This is a genomic window from Pseudomonas sp. 2FE, assembly GCF_005503735.1.
In the GTDB taxonomy this organism is placed as follows: Bacteria; Pseudomonadota; Gammaproteobacteria; order Pseudomonadales; family Pseudomonadaceae; genus Aquipseudomonas.
In genome coordinates this window covers 13399-35468 of record NZ_SCMO01000005.1, presented here as the reverse complement: position 1 = coordinate 35468, position 22070 = coordinate 13399, and the positions used below count along the sequence as shown (strand labels likewise).

The 22070-nt window shown below is 61.8% G+C and carries 17 protein-coding genes, 3 tRNA genes and 5 pseudogenes; 14 read left to right on the top strand and 11 right to left on the bottom strand.

Going from position 1 to position 22070, the window contains the following annotated elements; genetic code table 11:
• Positions 1-18: 18 nt before the first annotated feature.
• From FFS12_RS10695 to FFS12_RS10685, 3 genes are all read left to right on the top strand, one after another.
• Positions 19-94: transfer RNA gene (locus FFS12_RS10695), tRNA-Gly, on the top strand.
• 32 nt (positions 95-126) lie between these two features.
• A tRNA-Glu gene (locus FFS12_RS10690) sits at positions 127-202 on the top strand.
• Positions 203-240: 38 nt separating this feature from the next.
• Positions 241-316: transfer RNA gene (locus FFS12_RS10685), tRNA-Gly, on the top strand.
• A gap of 129 nt (positions 317-445) precedes the next feature.
• On the opposite strand, the gene FFS12_RS10680 is transcribed toward FFS12_RS10685, so the two are convergent.
• Both FFS12_RS10680 and FFS12_RS10675 read right to left on the bottom strand, forming a co-directional pair.
• Positions 446-856: a PA2817 family protein gene (locus FFS12_RS10680; protein WP_137886817.1), complete on the bottom strand. Its 411-nt coding sequence runs from the start codon at positions 854-856 to the stop codon at positions 446-448.
• A 107-nt stretch (positions 857-963) separates the two neighbouring features.
• The gene (locus FFS12_RS10675) at positions 964-3411 is read right to left on the bottom strand and encodes an acyl-CoA dehydrogenase (RefSeq protein ID WP_137886816.1); all 2448 of its coding nucleotides are present in this window, start codon (positions 3409-3411) and stop codon (positions 964-966) included.
• 194 nt (positions 3412-3605) lie between these two features.
• Between FFS12_RS10675 and FFS12_RS10670 the strand changes: the two are divergent.
• The 5 genes and pseudogenes from FFS12_RS10670 (at position 3606) to queF (ending at position 7612) form a co-directional block, all read left to right on the top strand.
• Positions 3606-4059: pseudogene (locus FFS12_RS10670) on the top strand (hypothetical protein).
• 112 nt (positions 4060-4171) lie between these two features.
• Positions 4172-4792 carry a glutathione S-transferase family protein gene (locus tag FFS12_RS10665; protein ID WP_137886815.1) on the top strand — a complete coding sequence of 207 codons (621 nt, stop codon included), beginning with the start codon at positions 4172-4174 and terminating at the stop codon, positions 4790-4792.
• 70 nt (positions 4793-4862) lie between these two features.
• Complete coding sequence (locus FFS12_RS10660) at positions 4863-5795, top strand: ABC transporter ATP-binding protein (protein ID WP_137886814.1); 933 nt, start codon at positions 4863-4865, stop codon at positions 5793-5795.
• 11 nt (positions 5796-5806) lie between these two features.
• A complete protein-coding gene (locus tag FFS12_RS10655) occupies positions 5807-6586 on the top strand; it encodes an ABC transporter permease (RefSeq protein ID WP_137886960.1) in 780 nt (259 codons plus the stop codon).
• A 195-nt stretch (positions 6587-6781) separates the two neighbouring features.
• Positions 6782-7612 carry an NADPH-dependent 7-cyano-7-deazaguanine reductase QueF gene (queF, locus tag FFS12_RS10650; RefSeq protein ID WP_137886813.1) on the top strand — a complete coding sequence of 277 codons (831 nt, stop codon included), beginning with the start codon at positions 6782-6784 and terminating at the stop codon, positions 7610-7612.
• A gap of 38 nt (positions 7613-7650) precedes the next feature.
• Here queF and FFS12_RS10645 read toward each other — a convergent pair whose 3' ends face one another.
• Both FFS12_RS10645 and FFS12_RS10640 read right to left on the bottom strand, forming a co-directional pair.
• Entirely contained in the window at positions 7651-7914 is a 264-nt protein-coding gene (locus FFS12_RS10645) for a DUF4404 family protein (protein WP_137886812.1), read from the bottom strand.
• A 192-nt stretch (positions 7915-8106) separates the two neighbouring features.
• Entirely contained in the window at positions 8107-8847 is a 741-nt protein-coding gene (locus tag FFS12_RS10640) for an HAD family phosphatase (RefSeq protein ID WP_137886811.1), read from the bottom strand.
• Positions 8848-8977: 130 nt separating this feature from the next.
• On the opposite strand from FFS12_RS10640, the pseudogene FFS12_RS10635 reads away from it, so the two are divergent.
• A pseudogene (locus tag FFS12_RS10635) lies at positions 8978-9680 on the top strand (UTRA domain-containing protein).
• 165 nt (positions 9681-9845) lie between these two features.
• Positions 9846-10547 carry a VacJ family lipoprotein gene (locus tag FFS12_RS10630; protein ID WP_137886810.1) on the top strand — a complete coding sequence of 234 codons (702 nt, stop codon included), beginning with the start codon at positions 9846-9848 and terminating at the stop codon, positions 10545-10547.
• Between the two features lie 74 nt (positions 10548-10621).
• On the opposite strand, the gene FFS12_RS10625 is transcribed toward FFS12_RS10630, so the two are convergent.
• Positions 10622-10921: a PilZ domain-containing protein gene (locus tag FFS12_RS10625; protein ID WP_137886809.1), complete on the bottom strand. Its 300-nt coding sequence runs from the start codon at positions 10919-10921 to the stop codon at positions 10622-10624.
• Between the two features lie 206 nt (positions 10922-11127).
• Between FFS12_RS10625 and rssB the strand changes: the two genes are divergently transcribed.
• Positions 11128-12312: a two-component system response regulator RssB gene (rssB, locus tag FFS12_RS10620; RefSeq protein ID WP_137886808.1), complete on the top strand. Its 1185-nt coding sequence runs from the start codon at positions 11128-11130 to the stop codon at positions 12310-12312.
• Between the two features lie 10 nt (positions 12313-12322).
• On the top strand, positions 12323-12805 hold the full coding sequence (rssC, locus tag FFS12_RS10615; protein ID WP_119956592.1) for an anti-sigma factor antagonist RssC: 483 nt from the start codon (positions 12323-12325) through the stop codon (positions 12803-12805).
• Between the two features lie 65 nt (positions 12806-12870).
• Here rssC and tal read toward each other — a convergent pair whose 3' ends face one another.
• Together tal and FFS12_RS10605 are read right to left on the bottom strand one after the other, a co-directional pair.
• Positions 12871-13797 (bottom strand): transaldolase, encoded by a 927-nt coding sequence (tal, locus tag FFS12_RS10610; RefSeq protein ID WP_137886807.1) that lies wholly within the window; start codon positions 13795-13797, stop codon positions 12871-12873.
• Positions 13798-14132: 335 nt separating this feature from the next.
• A pseudogene (locus FFS12_RS10605) lies at positions 14133-14411 on the bottom strand (hypothetical protein); the annotation flags it as partial.
• Between FFS12_RS10605 and FFS12_RS20190 the strand changes: the two are divergent.
• Together FFS12_RS20190 and FFS12_RS20035 are read left to right on the top strand one after the other, a co-directional pair.
• Positions 14406-14552 (top strand): annotated as a pseudogene (locus tag FFS12_RS20190) (hypothetical protein); the annotation flags it as partial. The pseudogenes FFS12_RS10605 and FFS12_RS20190 sit on opposite strands and share 6 nt — an antisense overlap.
• Positions 14553-14669: pseudogene (locus FFS12_RS20035) on the top strand (TetR/AcrR family transcriptional regulator); the annotation flags it as partial.
• A 42-nt stretch (positions 14670-14711) separates the two neighbouring features.
• On the opposite strand, the gene FFS12_RS10600 reads toward FFS12_RS20035, so the two are convergent.
• The 4 genes from FFS12_RS10600 to mexE all read right to left on the bottom strand — a co-directional run bounded on the left by FFS12_RS10600 (position 14712) and on the right by mexE (position 21961).
• Positions 14712-15719 (bottom strand): TRAP transporter substrate-binding protein, encoded by a 1008-nt coding sequence (locus FFS12_RS10600; protein WP_137886806.1) that lies wholly within the window; start codon positions 15717-15719, stop codon positions 14712-14714.
• A 420-nt stretch (positions 15720-16139) separates the two neighbouring features.
• Positions 16140-17549 (bottom strand): efflux transporter outer membrane subunit, encoded by a 1410-nt coding sequence (locus FFS12_RS10595; protein ID WP_137886805.1) that lies wholly within the window; start codon positions 17547-17549, stop codon positions 16140-16142.
• On the bottom strand, positions 17546-20716 hold the full coding sequence (locus FFS12_RS10590) for an efflux RND transporter permease subunit (protein WP_137886804.1): 3171 nt from the start codon (positions 20714-20716) through the stop codon (positions 17546-17548). The genes FFS12_RS10595 and FFS12_RS10590 overlap by 4 nt, the downstream gene beginning before the upstream one ends.
• A gap of 12 nt (positions 20717-20728) precedes the next feature.
• Complete coding sequence (mexE, locus tag FFS12_RS10585) at positions 20729-21961, bottom strand: multidrug efflux RND transporter periplasmic adaptor subunit MexE (protein ID WP_137886803.1); 1233 nt, start codon at positions 21959-21961, stop codon at positions 20729-20731.
• Positions 21962-22070 lie beyond the last annotated feature (109 nt).

Sequence of the window (22070 nt, the reverse complement as noted above, 5' to 3'; positions counted from 1 at the left end):
GTGGTAGATGCAACCCAAGCGGGAATAGCTCAGTTGGTAGAGCACGACCTTGCCAAGGTCGGGGTCGCGAGTTCGAGTCTCGTTTCCCGCTCCAGATTTTCCAAACGATGCTGATAAGCGTTGTTTGTCCCCTTCGTCTAGTGGCCTAGGACACCGCCCTTTCACGGCGGTAACAGGGGTTCGAGTCCCCTAGGGGACGCCATTTTCAGTTGTAGATTCGCAGTTGTAGATGCAACCCAAGCGGGAATAGCTCAGTTGGTAGAGCACGACCTTGCCAAGGTCGGGGTCGCGAGTTCGAGTCTCGTTTCCCGCTCCAAATAAACAAAAATGCCGCTCTCTGAGCGGCGTTTTTGTTTCCGCATACTTTGTGGGGTATGCGCATGAAATATGAAAAAGGCCCGCCGGTATTGCCGTGCGGGCCTTTCTCTTTTCTGCGTCCGGGCTTTTAGTGCTTGCTGCTTTCCTCGGGGATGGCGAGAAAGCGCTTTTCCTGTTCCCAGTCGAAGGGTTCGTCATTTTGCGCGGCTTCGTAGCGACGCTCGTCGAGGGCCTGGAACAGGCTGATTTCCTCATCCGGCATGAAATGCAGGCAATCGCCGCCGAAGAACCACAGCAGGTCGCGTGGTACCAGATGGGCGATTTGAGGGTAGCGGTGGATGACCTGGCAGAGCAGATCCTGGCCCAGGTAGAGGCTTTCTTCCGGAGACGCCTGCAGCAGTGTCAGCAGCTCATCGAAACGGTCGAGGAACAGCGCATGGCTTTCCTCGGGAACCTGCTCGGCCTCGCCCAAGGCGACCAGGATGCCGCGCAGGTGCGCGAGCAAGGCGAGATGGTGGTCGAGATAGGGGCTGGCCATGCGCAAATCCTCAAGAGCAAAACGGGCGCGCAAGTATAGAGCTCCCGGCGCCCGCTGTCCCCCAGAAGCCTGTCGGACTTGGAACTGTCCCTAAGCCCGACAGGCTCCTAGCGGACTTTACCGTGGCTGAGCTTGAGCTCGTCCTTGGCGAAGTCGTCGACATCGATCACCTGGCGCCGCGCCGCTTCGGCCTGATGCAAGGTCTGCGCCTCTTCAGGGAGTAGCACGCCAGCGGCGAGCGCGGCGTCAATGGCGTTTTCGCCTGCGGCCGGTTGTACCCGGTCATCCTTGAGCGCCTGCTGCAGTTTTTTCTGCAGTGGTTGGCTGGCGCTCAGCAGGTTGACGGCATGCTGCAAGGCGCCGACCGGGTCGCTTTGCGCTGGCGGGCGATAGCAGCCGGCGAGCAGCGCCTCCAGCGCCGGGTCGCCACTGGCGCGCCCGAGAATGCCGGCGATCTCGGCATCCTGTGCGTCCGATGGGCCCTTGTGGCGGCGCCCGAGGGGAAACACCAGGACGCGTAACAGGTAGCCAAATACCCGGTTGGGGAAGTTGCTGAGTAGCCCGTCGAGCGCTTGTTCGGCTTGTCCCAGGCTTTCTTCAAGTGCCCAGCGCACCGAGGGGCGCAGGTATTCGGGAGAGTCGAGGTCGTGATAACGCTTGAGTGCCGCAGAGGCCAGATACAGGTGGCTGAGCACATCGCCCAGCCGCGCGGACAGGCGTTCGCGGCGTTTCAGCTCGCCGCCGAGTAGCATCATGCTGAAGTCGGCGAGCAGGGCGAAGGCGGCGGCAAGGCGGTTCAGTGCGCGAAAGTAAGGGCGGCTGAGGTTGTCGCCGGGCACCTGCGCGAAACCGCCGAGGGTCAGTCCGAGGATCAAGCTGCTGGCGGTATTGCTGACGGCGAAGCCGATGTGTTGCAGCAGCAGTCGGTCGAATTCGAGCAGCGCCTGCTTCTGGTCTTCACGGCCAGCCAGCGCCATTTCCTTGAGTACATAGGGATGGCAGCGGATCGCGCCCTGGCCAAAGATCATCAGGTTGCGCGAGAGAATATTGGCGCCTTCCACGGTGATGGAGATCGGCGCCCCTTGCCACGCGCGGCCCAGGTAGTTATTCGGGCCCATGATGATGCCCTTGCCGCCATGCACATCCATGGCGTGGCTGATGCATTCACGACCGCGCTCGGTCAGGTGGTACTTGAGAATGGCGGAGAGCACCGAGGGTTTTTCGCCCAGATCCACCGCATTGGCGGTGAGGATGCGCGCGCTGTCCATCAGCCAGGCATTGCCGCCGATCCGCGCCAGGACTTCCTGAATCCCTTCGAAGGCCGCCAGAGGCAGGTTGAACTGCTCGCGGATCTGCGCGTATTGGCCGGTCACCAGGCTGGTGTACTTGGCCGCGCCGGTGCCGACTGCCGGCAGCGAGATGGAGCGGCCGACCGACAGGCAGTTCATCAACATCATCCAGCCCTTGCCGAGCATGGCCTGTCCGCCAATCAAATAGTCTAGCGGGATGAACACGTCTTTGCCGGAGTTTGGTCCGTTCATAAAGGCGGCGCCGAGCGGTAGGTGGCGGCGGCCGATTTCGACTCCCGGGGTTTCGCTGGGCACCAGTGCGAGGCTGATGCCGAGATCTTCTTTCTCGCCCAGCAGGTGCTCGGGGTCATAGGCCTTGAACGCCAGGCCGAGCAGCGTCGCGACCGGGCCAAGGGTGATGTAGCGCTTCTCCCAGGTTAGGCGTAGGCCTATGACTTCCTGGCCTTGCCATTGGCCTTTGCAGATGATCCCGACATCCGGCATGGCGCCGGCATCCGAGCCCGCCAGCGGGCCAGTGAGGGCGAAGCAGGGGATGTCAGCGCCGCGGGCCAGGCGTGGCAGGTAGTGTTGGCGCTGTTCAGCGGTGCCGTAATGCAGCAGCAGTTCGGCGGGGCCGAGGGAGTTGGGCACCATCACGGTGGAGGCCAGGTCGCCGCTGCGGGTCGCCAGTTTCATCGCGACTTGCGAGTGGGCATAGGCGGAGAAGCCCTTGCCGTCGTATTGCTTGGGAATGATCAGGGCGAAGAAGCCGTGTTGCTTGATGTGTTCCCAGGCTGCGGGCGGCAGATCCAGCAGTTGGCCGATTTCCCAGTCGCTGACCATCGCGCAGAGCTCTTCGGTCGGGCCGTCGAGAAAGGCTTGTTCTTCTTCCGTCAGTTGCGCCTTGGGGTAGGCGAGTAGCTTGTCCCAGTTCGGGCGGCCGCTGAATAGTTCGCCGTCCCACCAGACGGTGCCGGCCTCGATGGCATCGCGCTCGGTTTCCGACATGGCTGGCAGTGTGCGCTGGAACCAGGCGAACAGCGGCGTGCTGATCCACTTGCGGCGCAGTTCTGGCAACGCCAGCGGTAAAGCCACGCCGAGCCAAAGCAACCAGAAAATCGCTTGCAGCACTATAGGCGCGCGACTGAACGCGGCCATCACCAGCAAATAGGTGGCGACCAATGCCAGGGCAGGTAGCGGGGCGGTGCGACGGTGAGCCAGAAAGGCGACGCCGAGAAGCAGAACGAGCAACCAGGCAGCGAGCATGCAGAATCCTCCATGAAGACAGCGGGGCTATAGCCAGCCGTCACGAGCTTAGTCGGCATCGACAGAAGATGGCGACAAGGGCGGTGATCTTGGCCGAATCGTCGTGAGCGCGGCAGAACTGGCGCCGTTAGGCTGAGGTTCGGTTTGAATGAAACCCTGCCTTATTGACGCTACGCCGCCAGGAGAACGTCCCCATGCGCGAATATCTCGAACCCGGCCGCTTCATCGATAGTGACCACCCGACGTTGGTGGAGTTCGCCGAGCGCATGCGCGGCAGCAGCCGTGACCCGCTCGCGCAGGCGGTGAGCCTGTACTACGCGGTTCGCCATGCACGGCTACACCGAACTTTATCTCGAAGGGCGTTGGATCAAGGCCACGCCTGCGTTCAATCTGAGCCAGTGTCGGCTATTCAAGGTGGCGCCGCTGGAGTTCGATGGGCGAACCGACAGCGTGTTTCAGCCGTTCAACCAGCAGGGCGAACGCCATATGGAGTACCTGGCCGATCATGGTCAGTTCGCCGATCTGCCTGAGGCGCTGTTCTTCGGCTATCTGGAGAAGTGCTACCCGCACCTGTTCGAGGCGGGCTCGCTGTTCATGACCGGCGACCTGCAGGCCGAGGTGACCAGCATGAAGCGGATCGATAGTTAAGATCAGAATTCGTGTCTTCCTTCCTGGTATCGACATGCTAGGGTGCGTTGCTCCGGGGCCGCCTGAGGCATGGTCCCGCACCTGAGCTAGCGCGAATGAGGAGCAGGACGACATGCTGAAGATCTGGGGGCGGAAGAACTCTTCCAACGTACGCAAGGTGTTGTGGTGTGCCGAAGAGGCTGGGGTGGTCTATCAGTCCATCGACGCCGGCGGCGCGTTCGGCCTGGTGAATGAAGCGGAATACCGGGCGAAGAACCCTAACGGCCTGATCCCCATGATCGAGGACGGCGACCTGGTGCTCTGGGAGTCCAACGCCATCGTTCGCTACCTGGCCGCCCGGTATGCGCCAGGCAGCCTTTACTCGGAGTCTCCCGCCCGGCGCGCGGAAGGCGACAAGTGGATGGACTGGGTCTCCTCCAGCCTGATCGACCCCTTCAGCGATCTATTCGTGGGCACCGTGCGTACGCCGCAGGAGCAGCGCGACCTGGTGCTGATCGAGGCTGCCCTGGAGCGCTGTGGCGAGCTGTTGGCGATCCCCGAGAAGGCTTTGGCCAGTCGGCCATATCTGTCCGGCGAGCAGTTCGCCATGGGCGATATCCCTCTGGGCAGCATCGCCTATGCCTGGTTTGAGATGCCCATCGTCCGCCCCGAGCTGCCGCATCTGGCTGCCTGGTACGAACGGCTGCGCAGCAGGCCGGCCTTCCGCCGCGGCGTGATGACTCCGCTAACCTGAAAACAGGTGGTTGCAATTGCCCGCGTCAACCTCTATCTAACCAGCCCCTTTCATTGTGTGCGTGCCCCTCATGACTACCGCTCTGTCCATCCGACAGTTGACCAAAACCTACGGCAATGGCTTTCAGGCCCTTCATGGTATTGACCTGGAAGTGGCCGAAGGCGACTTTTTTGCGTTGCTCGGCCCCAATGGCGCTGGTAAATCCACCACCATTGGCATCCTGTCGACCCTGGTCAACAAGAGCAGTGGCACGGTGAGCGTGTTTGGCCATGACCTCGATCGCAATCCGTCCGCGCTCAAGCGCTGCCTGGGCGTGGTGCCGCAGGAATTCAACTTCAACCAGTTCGAGAAGACCTTCGACATAGTGGTGACCCAGGCCGGTTACTACGGTATTCCGGCGCGTATCGCCAAGGAGCGCGCTGAGCAGTACCTGACTCAACTGGGGCTCTGGGACAAGCGCAACGCGCCCTCGCGGGAGCTCTCCGGTGGGATGAAGCGCCGCCTGATGATTGCCCGCGCGCTGGTGCATCAGCCGCGCCTGCTGATTCTCGATGAACCCACCGCCGGTGTGGATATCGAGCTGCGGCGTTCGATGTGGACCTTTCTCACCGAACTGAATGAGCAGGGCATCAGCATCATTCTGACCACCCACTATCTGGAAGAGGCCGAGCAGCTGTGCCGCAATATCGGCATCATCGACCACGGCCGGATCGTCGAGAACACCAGCATGCGTGAACTGCTGAAGAAACTGCATGTGGAAACTTTCCTGCTTGACCTCAAGGACTCGCTGTTGATCCCACCGCAATTGATCGGTTATCCCGCGCAACTGCTGGATAGCCATACCCTCGAGGTGCAGGTGGAGAAGAGCCAGGGGGTCAGCGAACTGTTCCGCCAACTGGCACAGCAGAACATTCAGGTGCTCAGCTTGCGCAATAAAACCAATCGCCTGGAGGAGCTGTTCGTCTCCCTGGTGGAGAAAAATCTGGCGAAGGTGGCGGTATGAATTCGGAACTAATCAATACCGAGCTGCAGGCGAACTGGGTCGCCCTGAATACCATCGTCTATCGGGAAATCCGCCGGTTCATGCGGATCTGGCCGCAAACCCTGCTGCCGCCTGCGATCACCATGGTGTTGTACTTCGTCATCTTCGGCAATCTGATAGGCCGGCAGATCGGCGACATGGGTGGCTTCAGCTACATGGAATACATAGTGCCGGGCCTGATCATGATGTCGGTGATCACCAACGCCTACGGCAACGTGGTGTCGAGCTTCTTTGGCAGCAAATTCCAGCGTTCGGTCGAGGAGCTGATGGTGGCGCCGGTCTCGCCGCACACCATCTTGCTGGGCTACACCATCGGCGGCGTGCTGCGCGGCCTGGCGGTGGGGCTGATCGTCACCTTGCTGTCGCTGTTTTTCACCGAGCTGCAGGTGCATCACCTGGGGATCACCATGCTGGTGGTGTTGCTGACCGCGACGATTTTCTCCCTGGGCGGCTTCATCAATGCGGTGTACGCGCGCAATTTTGATGATATTTCGATCATCCCGACCTTCGTGCTGACGCCGCTGACCTACCTGGGCGGGGTGTTCTATTCGATCAACCTGCTGCCGCCGTTCTGGCAGACGGTGTCCATGGCCAACCCGGTGCTGCACATGGTCAACGCCTTCCGTTACGGCATTCTGGGCGTCTCGGATATCCGCATCAGCATTGCCATCGGTTTTATGCTGGTCGCTACGGCGGTGTTGTATGGGATCTGCGTCCGCCTGCTGGTGAGTGGTCGTGGAATGCGTCAGTAACCTTCGGAAAAGCAGGCTCGGGGTGACGCAGGGATAGATGTTTAGCCGCTGAACCAGCTATCTGCTGCGTTGTTCCTGCGGGTAACGCAGCCGATAAGGGGCTTTGTCGGCCAGGCACTGCGGACTGGCTTTGATGGCTGAAAAAACGCTGGAAACTGTATACACTTGCCGCGTTTTATCAGCCAGGTTCCCGCCATGCACCCCGCCGCCGAACACTCGCCGCTAGGCAAATCCAGCGAATACATCGCCACCTACACGCCGTCCCTGTTGTTTCCGATTCCGCGGGCGCCGAAGTGGGCCGAGCTGGGGTTGACGGCGCAGACGCTACCTTATCAAGGCGTGGACTTCTGGAACTGTTTCGAGCTGTCCTGGCTGCTGCCCTCGGGCAAGCCGGTGGTGGCGATTGGTGAGTTCGCGATTCCGGCGGATTCGCCGAATATCATCGAGTCCAAATCCTTCAAGCTCTACCTCAACTCGCTCAACCAGAGCGTGTTTGCCGATCCGGCTGCGCTGCTGGCGATCCTCGAGAAAGACCTGTCCGCTGCTGCCGGTAAGCCGGTCAGCGTGCGCGTGCGCAGTCTGGCGGAAGTGGAGGCGGAGGGCGTGAGGCGATTGCCAGGCGTCTGCATCGACGAGCTGGATGTCAGGGTGAGCAGTTACCAGCAGCCGCAACCCGAGCTGCTGCGCTGCGACGCGACGCGGGTGGTCGAGGAAAGCCTGCACAGTCATCTGCTCAAATCCAACTGCCCGGTTACCGGTCAGCCGGACTGGGGCAGTGTGGTGGTGGAGTACCGTGGTGCGGCGCTGGATCACGCCAGCCTGCTGGCTTATCTGGTGAGCTTCCGCCAACACGCGGACTTCCATGAGCAGTGTGTGGAGCGCATCTTTCTCGATCTACAGCGTCTGCTGCGGCCGGAAAAGCTGACGGTGTATGCGCGTTATGTGCGCCGCGGTGGCTTGGACATCAACCCCTACCGCAGTACTGGGCCGATCAAGCCGGACAATCGCCGGCTGGTGCGCCAATAACGAAAACCCCGGCCGCAGCCGGGGGGCTTGCTAGGGATTTAGATCCCCATGTTGGCCAGGCTTTGCACAATGTTGCGCAGGGTCCCGGCCAGGGTTGGGTGTGCGACTTCGAAACGCTCCACCGCGAGGTTAACGCCATCCACCAGACCGGTATCCGGTGCGCTGGCTTCGCGCTCAAGTTGCAGTTCGATCTGCTTCGCCAGTTCCAGCAGATGCGCATGTTCCTCGGCGGAGAGTGGCGGGCCTTTTTCCAGTTGCTCGCGTAGTTGGTTCAATTGCTGCTGCAGTTCGCGGGCAGGCATGGCGTTCTTCCTCCGTAATAGGCAAAAGCATTGATCCTGCGCCTACGCGAAAGATCGCTGCCTCTTTAGAGGTTAATCCAAGCGCGGCAGCTTTGCCTGATCTCGATCAAACGCGCAGCAGACGCAGCGGCTCGCCGGCACGTCGGGCGAAGAGTTCAGCCAGTTACTCGGTAAAATGCTGGCGATTAAGCATCAAGGTTTCTCTCCTTTCTGTCGGCGCATGGCAAGATCGGCCAGGCTTGGACCCAGTTCGGCCAAATGGTCGACTACCGAATGGACGCCCAGGCGGTACAGCTCGAGGGTGGCTTGTGCGCGTAGTTGATCGCGTTCGCGTGCCGGGAGTGCCTGCCAGTCGGCGGGTGCCTGGCCGCACAATGGCCCGCAGGCCGCCAAGCCGACGGTCCAGAGACCGGCATTCAGCCCGGCCTGCAGCAAACGCGGCTCGCCGCTGATCAGTACGCAACCGTCGAGATTAGCCACTTTTAACTCCATCAGCGTCTGCCAGCAGGCATCCGGTGCCGGCCAGGGCCGAGAGTTGCAGAGTTGTGCCGCGTGGAGCCAGCTGGGCAGGGGGGTGGCCAGGCGGGTGCCGGCATCGCACGGCAGCTCATCGAGCCAGGCGCAGGGCACGCCTTGCTGCTGCAGTTGATCGAGTAGCGCCAGCGCACCCGGGGTGACTTCGGCGTGCTCGCTCGCGGTCTCCACGAGCGCCTGGTTCAGGCCGAGTAACTCCGCGGGCTGCGGGTCGCGCCCAAGCACGACGGCTAAAGCCGTGGCAGGCGCAAACTGAGTGGGCAGGCGTTGGCTGGCGGCATCGGGGCGGAGGCGCAGTAGCGTCACCGGCAGGGTGCGCGCACCGAAATCCACCAAGCAGCCGGACAGGCCGAACAGCACGGCGGTAAAGGCGGGAGAGGGTATGGCGAGGGGCGGCATGGTGAGCATCCGGGTAATGGCCTAGTCCAAGGTAAGCAGCGCGGATGACGGTTAGATGAAGGCTGTGTGACGGGCGCCGCTAACGCCCGCCTATCGTTATAATCGCCGTGCCAAGATTCGAGTGCTTCTTATGCCGGCTAATCGGCCCCCGCAATACCTGCGCATCCGCGACCAGTTGGCCGTGGACATTGCCCAAGGCGTGTTCGCCAGCAATAAGCTGCCGGCGGAGCGCTTCGCCTGTACCCGTGTCACCCTGCGTGAGGCGTTGCAGCAGTTGGAGGTCGAAGGGCTGGTGTATCGTGAGAACCGTCGCGGCTGGTTCGTCGCGCCGCCACGAATTCGCTACAACCCGACTCGTACCACCGGTTTCATGGAGTACGTCAGCGCTCAGGGGCGAGTGCCGCGCACGGAAACTTTACTCGCCGAATGTCGCCCGGCCGGTGCCTGGCTGGCTCAGCGGATGACGGTGGCGGAGAGCGATCTGGTGTTCTTTCTGCAGCGTCGGCGTTGGGTCGACGAACGCCCGGTGCTGATCGAGCTGATCGCCCTCGACGCTAGCTGGTGCCCAGGCTTGCTCGAGCACGACTTGGACACATCGCTGATGAACCTGCTGCGCGAGCGTTTTGGCTTGGTCCCGGCACGTTGCCAGTTGGCCGCACCCGACGGTATTGAGTGCCGCGCAGGCAGAGCCCTTGCAGTTGGCTCCAGGTTCGCCGGCGCTCTATCTGGAGCGTTTGAGCTTTGCTCAGGACGGGCGAGCGGTAGAGTTCGATCAGGAATTCTGGCGTCCGGATGCCTTGGAAATCGAGCTGGAGGCTGTTTATTCGGGTTGAGAGGAATGATCACTGCTGAGGTCGATCCAGAATAGTTTGCGGTGTTTTTCTCGCTGCGCGGATCTTCGCTATGCTGCCAAGACAGGTGTTTGTGGCTTTATACTGCGCCGCTTATCTGGCTGGCCCAGGGCCGCCACACTACTTTTGTTCACGGAGAGATTGCACATGCGTTTGATCGCCACCAGTTGGGTCGATCGTCTAGGTCAACTTTTTGTTTGTGCCAGTTTGGCGCTGCTGCCAGTGGTGGCGCAGGCCGCTGAAGAAGACCCGTGGGAGGGCTTCAATCGCACGATGTTCAGTTTCAACGATACCCTCGATATCTACGCGCTGAAGCCGCTGGCGCAGGGCTATCAGGCTGTGACTCCGCAGTTTCTCGAGGATGGCATACATAACGTGTTCAACAACCTTGGCGATGTCGGCAACCTGGCCAACGACCTCCTGCAAGGTAAGGTTTATAACGCCGGCGTCGATACCAGCCGCCTGATGTTCAACACCACCTTCGGTTTGCTGGGCTTCTTCGATGTGGCCAATAAAATGGGCCTGCAACGCAACGATGAAGACTTCGGCCAGACGTTTGGCGCCTGGGGCTTGGGCAGCGGTCCTTATCTGGTCTTGCCGCTGTTGGGGCCAAGCACCGTGCGGGATGCCGCGGGCAAGATTCCCGATAGCTTCCTCGAACCCTATCCCTACATCGATGATGTGCCAGCGCGTAACCTGACCCGTGCGGTGGATGTGGTCGATACCCGTGCCAGCCTGCTGTCGGCTGAGAAGTTGATCAGCGGCGACAAGTATCTGTTTATCCGCAACGCTTTTTTGCAGAACCGAGAGTTCAAGGTGAAAGACGGTCAGGTCGAAGACGATTTCTAACGCTTGGTGCAGATTTAACAATTCTAGACATGACAAAGGCGGCCTAAGCCGCCTTTGTCATGTCTGAGTGTGGGCTAGTTCATCGACAGGATCGCCAGTCCCAAGGACTGGCGACCATCCCCCAGCGCGCTAACCCGTACCACCTCAGCTTCGGTGTCGAGGCCCTTGAGTTCGTTGTGCTCGGAGGCGATATGCACCCGAACCTTTTCCCCCACGCTCAGCGTGCTCTCGGCTTCCAGTTGCATACCGGTGCTAGACAGGTCGAGGCAGAGTGCGGGGATGTCCCGGCCGGCGTGCTGCAAAGTGACGGATGCTTCCAGTCGCATGCGAATGTAGTCGCGTTTCTCAGTGTCAGCATGATCGCTTTGGCTCATTGACCCGCTCCTCTGGTTTTATAGGCTTCTTATAACCTTCGCCTATTTAAGCTGTAAAGGCGCCTGACGATGATCGGCCTAAGCTTGAATCGATGAACGGATGGGAGTACCGTCTGCGCCTTGAAGTGCTCTGCGAGTACACGCGTCCGGGTTTATCGGCCTGACGTTTATGCCAACTCTCCCTGGCGCCGTTTGCCTGGTACCCCATGCACAATTCCAGTGCCTCGCTGCTGATTATTGATGACGACGAAGTAGTGCGCGCGAGCCTCGCGGCCTATTTGGAAGACAGTGGCTTCAGCGTTCTGCAAGCGAGTAATGGCTTGCAGGGACTGCAGGTCTTCGAACAGGAAAAACCCGATCTGGTGATTTGCGATCTGCGCATGCCGCAGGTCGACGGCTTAGAGCTGATCCGCCGCATCAATGCGCTGGAAGTCGAGACGCCGGTGATCGTTGTCTCCGGTGCCGGCGTGATGAGCGACGCAGTCGAAGCTTTGCGCCTTGGCGCCGCCGATTACCTGATCAAGCCTTTAGAAGACCTCGCAGTGCTTGAGCACTCGGTGCGCCGTGCGCTGGATCGCTCGCACCTGCGGCTGGAAAACCGTCGCTATCGCGAGAAGCTCGAGGTGGCCAACCGCGAGCTGCAAGCCAGTCTGCATCTGTTGCAGGAAGATCAGAACGCCGGGCGGCAGGTGCAGATGAACATGCTGCCGGTCACGCCCTGGGCGGTCGACGGTCTGCAATTCGCCCATCAGATCATTCCTTCGCTGTACCTGTCGGGTGATTTCGTCGACTACTTCCGCCTTGATGATCGGCGCATCGCCTTCTATCTGGCCGATGTGTCCGGGCACGGCGCTTCCTCGGCGTTCATCACAGTGCTGCTGAAATTCATGACCACCCGGTTGCTGTACGAGTCGCGCCGCGGCGGCATACTGCCGGAGTTCAAACCTTCGGATGTGCTCGGCCATATCAACCGCGGGCTGATCAACTGCAAATTGGGCAAGCACGTGACCATGCTCGGCGGGGTGATCGATGAGCAGAGCGGTAAGTTGACTTACAGCATTGGCGGTCATCTGCCGCTGCCTGTGCTGTATAGCCAAGGTGCGGCGCACTACCTCGATGGGCGTGGTCTACCGGTGGGCTTATTCAATGACGCGACCTACACCGACCATGTACTGGAACTGCCTGAGTCATTCAGTTTGACCTTGCTCTCGGACGGCATTTTGGACCTTTTGCCGGGCGATACACTCAAAGAAAAGGAAGCACTGTTACCGCAATTGGTATGCGCGGCAGGCGGCAGTCTGGATGGTTTGCGCCAGGTGCTTGGGCTGGCCAATCTAGGTGATATGCCAGATGATATTGCCTTGCTGGTGTTAAGCAGGAACCTTGCATGAGTACCGCTGCATGAGTACCGGTAGAATTCAATTCGCCGAGCAGAACGGCACTTTCGTTCTCAAGTTTGTCGGTGAAGTGCGCCTGACTCTCTGTTCGGCGCTGGATGCCACGATTGAAAAAATCTTCACTGCACTGAATTTTTCGGCGATCGTCATCGACCTGACGGAGACGCGCAGTATTGATAGCACCACGCTGGGGCTGCTGGCCAAGCTGTCGATTCTCTCGCGGCAGAAGATCGGCCTGCTGCCGACGGTGGTGACGACTCACCCGGATATCACCCGGTTGTTGCAGTCGATGGGCTTCGATCAGGTGTTCAATATCGTCGATCGCCCCGTTCCATGCCCGGAGAGCCTGACTGACTTGCCGTCGCAGGATCAATCGGAAGAGGTGGTGAAAGCCAAAGTGCTGGAAGCTCACCGTATTCTGATGGGGCTCAATGACTCCAATCGCGAAGCCTTCCACGATCTGGTCAACGCGCTCGAACGCAGCTGACTAAGCGCACCCCTAAATCCGTATGACAGCGCGCGATGCCTTATGGGCCTCGCGCGCTGTGCGTTCTAGCTTTTGGCGGCGAGCAGGGCCTCGAGCTTCTCTTGGTCGCGGGCGAACAGGCGGATGCCTTCGGCCAGTTTCTCGGTGGCCATCGCCTCTTCATTCAGTGCCCAGCGGAAGCGGCCTTGATCGAATGCCTGGCGTGCTTCGCCAGGGTTGCCGGCGGCCAGTTTACGTTCCAGCGGGCTCTGGTCGTCCGCCAGTTGTTGCAGCAATTCGGGGCTGATGGTCAGGCGGTCGCAGCCGGCCAATTGCTCGATCTGCCCCAGATTGCGGAAGCTCGCGCCCATGACCACGGTGCTGTAGCCGTTGGCTTTGTAGTAGTTATAAATCCGCGTGACGGAGCGCACGCCGGGGTCATCCGCCCCAACAAAGTCGCGGCCTTCGGCTTTCTTGTGCCAGTCGTAGATACGTCCGACGAAGGGCGAGATCAGGAAGATACCGGCGTCGGCGCACGCGGCGGCCTGGGCAAAGGCGAACAGCAGAGTCAGGTTGGTTTGGATGCCGGCGCGCTCCAGCTGTTCGGCCGCGCGGATACCTTCCCAGGTGGCAGCGATCTTGATCAGCACCCGTTCGCGGCCGATGCCGGCCTGCTCATACAGGCCAATCAGTCGTTCGGCACGGCGCAAGGTTGCCTGAGTGTCGAATGACAGGCGTGCATCGACTTCGGTGGAGATACGCCCCGGGATCACCTCGAGAATGCCCTGACCGACGGCGACCGCAAAACGATCGCAGGCCAGCCCCAGGTCGCCGCCACAGCCGGCTACCGCGCTATCCAATAGCTCGGCATAGCCGGGCATAGCGGCGGCCTTGAGCAGTAGCGAGGGGTTGGTGGTGGCGTCTACCGGCTTGAGGCGGGCGATGGCGTCGATGTCGCCAGTGTCGGCGACCACGGTGGTGAACTGCTTGAGTTGATCCAGCTTGGAGGTCATGGCAAAGCCTTGTCGTGGCGGATGCTATGACCTTACCCGAGCCGTCGAAGCCACTCAACGAATGCATACTGCCATCAGTTGCTTCAGAACCTGTTCAAGGTCGTCGCGAGCGCAGGTCAGGGCCGCACCCGTTCCCTACGGGTAGCGGCATTCCCCACTTCCATGTGGGTCACAAGGCGCAACGCAGCGGAGCGAAGTAACAGCCGAAGGCTGGCCCGCAGGGCGAGCGTAGCGAGTCAAACAGGCGAGGACGCGGAATTTACGAGCTGTAAATGAGCAGTCCGAGCCTGTTTTCAACGCAACATCACCAAGCGCAGCAGACATTGAACAGGTTCTCAGGCCTGTGGTTGCCAGCCGCCGCCCAGAGCCTTGTAAATGGCCACTATGCCGCGGTAGACCTCGACTTCAGCCTGGGCCAGGGCGCCGTCGGCGTCCGCCTCGGCAACGCGCAGACGGGCTCACACGCTGCTCAGATCGAAGGCCGCCCAACTGATGGTCGGCGCCACACCGCAGGCGCGCGCGGCGGCGGAGTCGAGCTGCGAGCCACGCCCAGCGGTAAAGCCGAGGAAGTCTACGACGTTGCCCCGTGGGAACAGATCCGCGGTGGCCACACCCTCTCGCTGAAGGTCGATCCGCGCGCCATCGCGCAGATTCCCGGCGACAAGATCTTCTTCGTGCAACTGGCCGATGCGCCGCTGCTGGCCATGGACGTGCTGGAGAGGAGCCGGCATTTCCGCTGTTTCCCCGGCCAGGGCGTCTCCAACCGCCATACCTTCTCGACCATCTACCAGATCGACCTCGGCGCCCCGGCCATCCGTGCCCGCCACAAGGACATGATCTGCGAGGCGGTGATTCGCTATATCCGCGCCTGACCGCCTGACCGCCTGACCGCCTGAGTAGCTAGTGCGTCAGACTCAATCGCGTGGCTGGCGATTGACTGCCTGGGCGGCCTTCAGCACGTCCGCGCCTATCGCCGCTTCGAACTGCTGCCACACCGGGCGCATGGCGCTGCGCCAGGCTGCGCGTTCCTCGGCGCTGAGGCCGATCAGCTGGCTGCTGCCGGAGGCCAGGATGCGTTCGCGGTCGGCGCGGTTGAGCGTTTCGGCCTGGAGGTTAACGGCCAGGCTGACCTCGTCGATGATCGTCTCCAGCTCGACCCGAACGCTGTGCGGAAGGCCGTACCAAAAGCGCGGGTTGCTCACCAGCATATAGTCGAGCACCCCGTGGTTGGTCTCGGTGATATAGGGCTGCACGCTGTGCAGCCGCTGGCTGTAGAGGTTCGACCAGGGATTCTCCGCGCCTTGCACCTGGCCGCTTTGCAGGGCCTTGAACACCTCGGCGAAAGCCAGTTTGCGCGGGCTGGCGCCGAGCTGGGCGAACTGCGCTTCGAGCACCGTCGAGGCTTGGATGCGAAAGCTCAGGCCGGCGGCATCCGTCGGCAGGCGCAAGGCGCGGGTGGCCGAGAGCTGCTTCATGCCGTTGTGCCAATAGGCCAGGCCGACGATGTTCTGCTGCTCCATCGAGCGCAGCAGTTGGCGGCCCTTGGCGCGCTTCTGGAAGCGGTTGACCGCCTCCAGGTCGTCGAACAGGAAAGGCAGATCGAACACCTGCAACTGCCGGGTGTACTGCTCGAACTTGGCCAGCGACGGCGCCAGCAACTGCACCTCGCCGTTACGCAGGGCTTGCAGCTCGTCGGCATCGCCATACAGGCTGGAGTTGGAATAAACCTCGACCCGCACCTGGCCGGGCAGGCGCTCCTCGGCCAGCTTCTTGAATAACAGCGCGCCCTGGCCCTTGGGCGTGCCGTCGGCCACCACGTGGGAAAACTTGATCAGGATGGGGGCGCCGGCCTGCGCGTCCTGGGTGCTGGTAGAGGTTAAGGCCAGGGCACAGGCGGCCACGGCGAACAGCGACTTGAGCATACATATTCCTTTCTTGTTATGGGGCAGTTAGCGCGGCGGGGTTCATCGCGGAACACCGGCTGCGGCCTGGCTCAGGCCTGGAAGCGGGCTGGCCGGCCAAGGCAGAAGCGGCCGGCGCCGATAGCCGCGCTTGTTCGTTCGGGGCGGAGCCGGCTGTCTAACGCAATGCCTGTGCCAATCGCCTAGTGATGAGCACGGCCGTGCTCCAGCGGAGAACTGACGGGGGTGGGGGAGGCAGAAATGGCGAATTCTCGCCATTTCCAAGGGGCAGTCAGCGGATTACCGCCCCTGTTTAAGCCTGGCCGCGACGCCTACAGGCCGGCCTGAAGGACAGTTGAGCGCCCCCGCGGAACAGAAAAAGGCCCCGCGGCAAGGAGCGGAGCCGCGGGACCGGGGAGCGTGAGGACGAAATGCAATGAGTTAGGTTTGAGGTTGCCAGCCACCGCCTAGGGCCTTGTAGATGGCCACTATGCCGCGGTACAACTCGACTTCCGCCTGGGCCTGGGCGTCTTCGGCGGCCAGGCGTTCGCGTTCGGCGTCGAGCAGCACCAGGAAATCCACCGTGCCTTCACGATAGCGGATCGACGCCTGCTCGGCCGCGGCGCGGCTGGCCTCGCTCTGGCGCAGCAGCGAGATCAGGCGCTGCTGGCGTTTGCCGTAGTCACTGAAGGCGTTTTCCGACTCTTCCAGGGCCACCAGCACCTGCTGTTCGTAACTGGCCAGGGCACCATCGGCGTCTGCCTCGGCAGCGCGCAGACGGGCCCGCACGCTGCCCAGATCGAAGGCCGCCCAACTGATGGTCGGTGCCACACCCCAGGCGCGTGCCGCCGAGGAACCCAGCTGCGAGCCACGCCCAGCGGTAAAGCCGAGGAAGCCCGCGACGTTGACCCGTGGGAACAGATCCGCGGTGGCTACCCCGACATTCGCGGTCGCCGCCGCCAGTTGGCGTTCGGCGACATGCACATCGGGCCGACGGCGTAGCAGCTCCGCCGGGTCGCCAATCGGCAGGGCCTTGGCAATGGCTGGCAGCTCACGCGGGCTGAGGTCGAGCTGCAGCTCTTCCGGGCGCTGGCCGAGCAGGGTGGCGATGCGGTTTCTGGCTCGCACTTCCTGCGCCTGCAACTGCGGCACACTGGCCTCGGTAGCCGCCAGACGGGCATCGGCCCGTAGTACGTCGAGTTCGTTGCCAACGCCTGCATCTCGCAGGCGTTCGGTAAGGTCGCGGGACTCCTGCTGGTTTTTCAGGTTGCTGTGGGCGATCCGCTCACGTAGCTGGGCGCCACGCAGTTCGCCGTAGGCGTCCACCAGTTCGGCGATCAGGCTGACCTGTAACTGATAGAGCTCGGCTTCGGCGACTTCCTGCTCGGCATCGCTGGCTTCCAGCTGACGCTGGATACGGCCGAACAGGTCGATTTCCCAGAGCATGTCCAGACCGAGGTCGTAGCGCTCGTTGTTTACCCGTCGCTCGCTAACGCCCGGTTGCTGGGCCTTGCGGTGCTCGCTGCTGGCGCGGCTGGTGACCGTGGGGAAGCGCTCGTTGGCGACATCGTCACGGATCGCCCGCGCCGCCTGCAGGCGGGCGAAGGCGACACGCAGCTCACGGTTCTCGCGCAGTGATTGCGCCACCAACTGGTTCAGCGTCGGGTCTTCGAACTGTTGCCACCAGCTGACCTCGAATGTGCTGCGGTCGTAGTCGCCGCGCCCTTCATTGAGCTGTTCGGCTGCGCTGATTTTCGCCGGCTCGATATCCGGGGTCTGGTAGTCCGGGCCCACGGTGCAGGCGCTCAGCGCGAGGGCCAGGAGGGCAGGAGTGAAGGCTTTGAACGTCATGCTTTTGCCTCCAGCAGGGCAACTTTTCGGGAGTCTCTGCGCTCCACGAACCCACGGATCAGAACATAGAACACCGGCGTCAGCAGCAGGCCGAAGAAGGTCACCCCGAGCATCCCGGAGAACACCGCAACACCCATGGCATGGCGCATTTCGGCACCGGCGCCGCTGGAGAACACCAGAGGCACCACACCCATGATGAAAGCGAAGGAGGTCATCAGGATCGGCCGCAGCCGCAGGCGGCAAGCTTCCAGCACCGCAGCCAGAGGACCGAGACCTTCCTCCTGCTTGTCCTTGGCGAACTCGACGATCAGGATCGCGTTCTTGCAGGCCAGCCCCACCAATACGATCAGGCCGATCTGGGTGAAGATGTTGTTATCGCCACCGGAGATGATCACCCCGGTGATGGCCGACAGCAGGGTCATCGGCACTATCAGAATCACCGCCAGCGGCAGGCTCCAGCTCTCGTACTGCGCCGCCAGCACCAGGAAGGCCAGCAGCACACAGAGCGGGAACACGAACAGTGCGGTATTGCCGGAAAGGATCTGCTGATAGGTCAGCTCGGTCCATTCGAAGGTCATGCCGTTGGGCAGTTCTTCCTTGAGCAGTTTTTCCATTGCCGCCTCGGCCTGGCCGGAGCTGTAGCCGGGGGCCGCACCGCCGTTGATTTCCGCAGTGATAAAGCCGTTGTAGTGCATCACCCGGTCCGGGCCTGAGGTGTCGCTGATCTTGACGAAAGTCGACAGCGGAACCATCTCGCCACGGTTGTTGCGCACCTTCAACTGGCCGATCTGTTCGGGTTCGAGGCGGAACTGCTGCTCGGCCTGGACGTTGACCTGATAAGTGCGGCCAAAGCGGTTGAAGTCGTTGGCATACAGCGAGCCCAGGTAGACCTGCATAGTGTCGAAGATGTCGGTGATCGCCACGCCATGGGTCTTGGCCTTTTCCCGGTCGATGGCGGCATCGACTTGAGGCACATTGACCTGATAGCTGGTGAACAACCCGGCCAGTTCCGGCACGCTCTGGCTTTTGGCGATGATGTTCTGGGTTTCCTTGTACAGCTCCTCATAACCCAGACCACCACGGTCTTCGATCTGCAGGCGGAAGCCGCCGATGGTCCCCAGGCCTTGTACCGGTGGTGGCGGGAAGATCGCGATATAGGCGTCTTCGATACCGGCGAACTTGGCATTCAAGGCCGCCGCGATGGCACCCGCGGACTCGCTTGGGTCGGTACGTTCATCGAACGGCTTCAACGGGGTGAAGACGATGCCGCTGTTGGGGCTGTTGGTGAAACCGTTGATCGACAGGCCGGGAAAGGCCACCGAGTTGGCGACGCCAGGGTGCTGCAGAGCGATCTCGGACATTTTCTTGATCACCGCCTCCGTGCGGTCCAGGCTCGCCGCATCCGGCAATTGGGCGAAGGCCACCAGGTATTGCTTGTCTTGCGGCGGTACGAAACCGGTTGGCGTAGTGGCGAAGCCGAAATAGGTCAGCACCATCAAGCCGGCGTACAGCAAAAGGGCAATGCCGCTGCTACGGATGACGCGGGTAACGGCGCCGACATAACCATGGCTGGCGCGGTCGAAGAAGCGGTTGAAGGGGCGGAACAGCCAGCCGCCGAACAGCGCGTCGAGGAATTTCGAGAAGCGATCCTTGGGCGCATCGTGGCTCTTGAGCAACACGGCAGCCAGAGCTGGCGACAGGGTCAGGGAGTTGAAGGCCGAGATCACCGTGGAAATCGCGATGGTCAGGGCGAATTGCTTGTAGAACTGCCCGGTCAACCCGGAAATGAACGCCGCCGGAATGAACACCGCACAGAGCACCAGCGCCGTGGCGATGATCGGCCCGGTCACCTCGCGCATGGCGCGTTTGGTGGCCTCGACCGGGGTCAGGCCCAGGCCGATATTACGCTCGACGTTTTCCACCACCACTATGGCGTCGTCCACCACTATGCCGATGGCCAGCACCAGGCCGAACAGCGACAGCGCGTTGAGCGAGAAGCCGAACAGGTGCATCACCGCGAAGGTGCCGATCAGCGAGACCGGCACGGCCACCAGCGGGATGATCGAGGCGCGCCAGGTCTGCAGGAACAGAATGACCACCAGGACGACCAGCAGTAGGGCGTCGAACAGGGTGTGAACCACGGCTTCGATGGAACCACGAACGAAGATGGTCGGGTCATAGACGATCTCGAAGTCCATGCCTTGGGGGAAGCTCTTCTTGAGCTCGGCCATCTTGTCGCGCACTTCATTGGAGATTTCGATGGCGTTCGAGCCAGGGCGCTGGAAGATCGGAATCGCTACCGCCGGCTGGTTGTTGAGCAACGAACGCAAGGCGTATTGGCTGGAGCCCAGTTCAACCCGCGCGATGTCCTTCAGGCGCGTGATCTCGCCATTGCTACCTGCGCGAATGATGATGTTCTCGAACTGCTCTTCGCTGACCAGGCGGCCCTGGGTATTGACCGACAGCTGGAAGCTGGTGGCACTCGGCGAGGGTGGTGCGCCGAGGGCGCCGGCGGCGACTTGACGGTTCTGCTCGCGGATGGCGTTGACCACGTCCGTGGCGGTGAGATTGCGTGAGGCGGTCTTGTTCGGATCGAGCCAGACCCGCAGCGAGTAATCGCCCATACCGAACAGTTGCACATCACCGACACCGCCCAGCCGCGCCAGCTCGTCCTTGATATTGAGCAAGGCGTAGTTGGACAGGTAGAGCATGTCGTAGCGTTGGTCCGGCGAGGTCAAGTGCACGACCATGGTCAGGTCGGGCGATGCCTTGTCCACGGTGATCCCGATCCGCGTGACTTCTTCCGGCAGCTTGGGCTGCGTCCTGGTGACCCGGTTCTGCACCTGCACCTGGGCATTGTCCAGATCGGTGCCGAGGGCAAAGGTGATGGTCAGGGTGATCTTGCCGTCGGCGGTGGATTGCGAGGACATGTAGAGCATGTTCTCGACGCCGGTGATCGCCTGTTCCAGGGGCGCGGCCACGGTTTCGCCGATGACCTTGGGGTTGGCGCCGGGGAAGTTGGCGCGTACTACGACTGTAGGCGGCACGACTTCCGGGTATTCGCTGATCGGCAGCTGGAACAGCGAGATCGCGCCGCCGATCAGGATCAGTAGTGATAGCACGGCGGCGAAGATCGGCCGCTGGATGAAGAATTGCGAGAAATTCATCGGAGTCGTCTCTTAGCCGCGTGGATCAGAGGAGTGGGCGTCGGACTTCTGCACAACCCGTGGCGGGTTGGCGGCTTCCACGGCCTTGCGTTGTTCGGCCAGGGCGGCGACTGTCGCTGCGTTGGCCATCGGAATGACCTGCGGCTCCACGGCCATGCCTGGACGGGTGCGCTGCAGGCCCTTGACCACGATGCGTTCATCCTTGGCCAGGCCGCTGCGGACGATGCGCAGGCCTTCGAGCTTGGGCCCCAGTTCGACATTGCGGTAACTGACGCGGTTGTCCGCACCCAGGACCAGCACGAATTTCTTGCCCAGGTCGGTACCCACGGCTTCATCGTTGATCAGCACGGCGGCATAGGTCGCGCTGCCGACCAGCTTCAGGCGGGCATAGAGCCCCGGGGTGAAGCGGCCAGTGCTGTTGTCGAACACGGCGCGAGCGCGGATGGTGCCGGTTTGCGGGTTGACCTGGTTGTCGACGAAGTCCATCTGCCCGAGGTGCGGGTGGCCCTCTTCATCGCTCAGGCCAAGGTAGACCGGGCTGCTCTGGCCGCGTTGGCCCTGGCGGGCGAGGTCGTTGTACTTGAGGAAGACCCGCTCATCGGCATCGAAGTAGGCGTAGACCCTATCGGTCGATACCAGGCTGGTGAGCAGGGTCTGCCCGGCGTTGACCAGGTTGCCGGCGGTGATCTCGGCACGGCTGACGCGACCATCGATAGGCGCGGTGATATGGGTGAAGCTGAGATTCAGCCGGGCGTTTTCCAGCTTCGCCTGGATCGCCGCCACACCGGCGCGGGCTTCGAGGGCGGCACTGGCACGGGCATCGGCCAATTCGGCGGAGATGGCATTGCTGGCACGCAGGCGTTCGCCGCGACGGGCTTCGTTCTCGGTGCGCCCAAGGTTGGCGCGTACTTGTTGCAGCTGAGCCTCGAGGCCACGTACCTCGGCTTCGAAGGGGCGCGGATCGATCTGGAACAGCAGGTCGCCTTTCTTCACCAGCGAACCTTCGGTGAAGGCCACCTGGTCGATATAGCCGGACACGCGTGGGCGGATATCCACGGCTTCCGGCGCTTCGAGGCGGCCGGTGAGCTCGTCCCACTCGTTGATAGATTGTTGCAGGACCTGGGCCACGCTGACTTTGGCGGCGGGGAGCGCACTGGTCGCTTCCGGGGCTTTGCCGCACGCGCTGATGATGACTAGGGCAAGTGCCGCCAGGGGCACGCGCAAGGCCTTGAATGACTGTTCCATGTGTGTCTCCGCCAATCGGTTTTCTGAATGGACGGAGTGTGCTGTGGGGCCGCCGGGACGGCGAATCGAACGAGCTAAAGATGACTATCAGCGGGAATGATGATTCAGT

What these genes read in the sequence shown, in the direction of transcription:
- FFS12_RS10675 (WP_137886816.1), bottom strand. Translation starts at nt 3,411, where the DNA reads ATGCTCGCTGCCTGGTTGCTCGTTCTGCTTCTCGGCGTCGCCTTTCTG.
- FFS12_RS10645 (WP_137886812.1), bottom strand. Translation starts at nt 7,914, where the DNA reads ATGCCTGCCCGCGAACTGCAGCAGCAATTGAACCAACTACGCGAGCAA.
- FFS12_RS10640 (WP_137886811.1), bottom strand. Translation starts at nt 8,847, where the DNA reads ATGCCGCCCCTCGCCATACCCTCTCCCGCCTTTACCGCCGTGCTGTTC.
- FFS12_RS10625 (WP_137886809.1), bottom strand. Translation starts at nt 10,921, where the DNA reads ATGAGCCAAAGCGATCATGCTGACACTGAGAAACGCGACTACATTCGC.
- mexE (WP_137886803.1), bottom strand. Translation starts at nt 21,961, where the DNA reads ATGGAACAGTCATTCAAGGCCTTGCGCGTGCCCCTGGCGGCACTTGCC.
- FFS12_RS10660 (WP_137886814.1), top strand. Translation starts at nt 4,863, where the DNA reads ATGACTACCGCTCTGTCCATCCGACAGTTGACCAAAACCTACGGCAAT.
- queF (WP_137886813.1), top strand. Translation starts at nt 6,782, where the DNA reads ATGCACCCCGCCGCCGAACACTCGCCGCTAGGCAAATCCAGCGAATAC.
- rssB (WP_137886808.1), top strand. Translation starts at nt 11,128, where the DNA reads ATGCACAATTCCAGTGCCTCGCTGCTGATTATTGATGACGACGAAGTA.
- FFS12_RS10595 (WP_137886805.1), bottom strand. Translation starts at nt 17,549, where the DNA reads ATGACGTTCAAAGCCTTCACTCCTGCCCTCCTGGCCCTCGCGCTGAGC.
- FFS12_RS10590 (WP_137886804.1), bottom strand. Translation starts at nt 20,716, where the DNA reads ATGAATTTCTCGCAATTCTTCATCCAGCGGCCGATCTTCGCCGCCGTG.
- FFS12_RS10600 (WP_137886806.1), bottom strand. Translation starts at nt 15,719, where the DNA reads ATGCTCAAGTCGCTGTTCGCCGTGGCCGCCTGTGCCCTGGCCTTAACC.
- tal (WP_137886807.1), bottom strand. Translation starts at nt 13,797, where the DNA reads ATGACCTCCAAGCTGGATCAACTCAAGCAGTTCACCACCGTGGTCGCC.
- rssC (WP_119956592.1), top strand. Translation starts at nt 12,323, where the DNA reads ATGAGTACCGGTAGAATTCAATTCGCCGAGCAGAACGGCACTTTCGTT.
- FFS12_RS10680 (WP_137886817.1), bottom strand. Translation starts at nt 856, where the DNA reads ATGGCCAGCCCCTATCTCGACCACCATCTCGCCTTGCTCGCGCACCTG.
- FFS12_RS10665 (WP_137886815.1), top strand. Translation starts at nt 4,172, where the DNA reads ATGCTGAAGATCTGGGGGCGGAAGAACTCTTCCAACGTACGCAAGGTG.
- FFS12_RS10630 (WP_137886810.1), top strand. Translation starts at nt 9,846, where the DNA reads ATGCGTTTGATCGCCACCAGTTGGGTCGATCGTCTAGGTCAACTTTTT.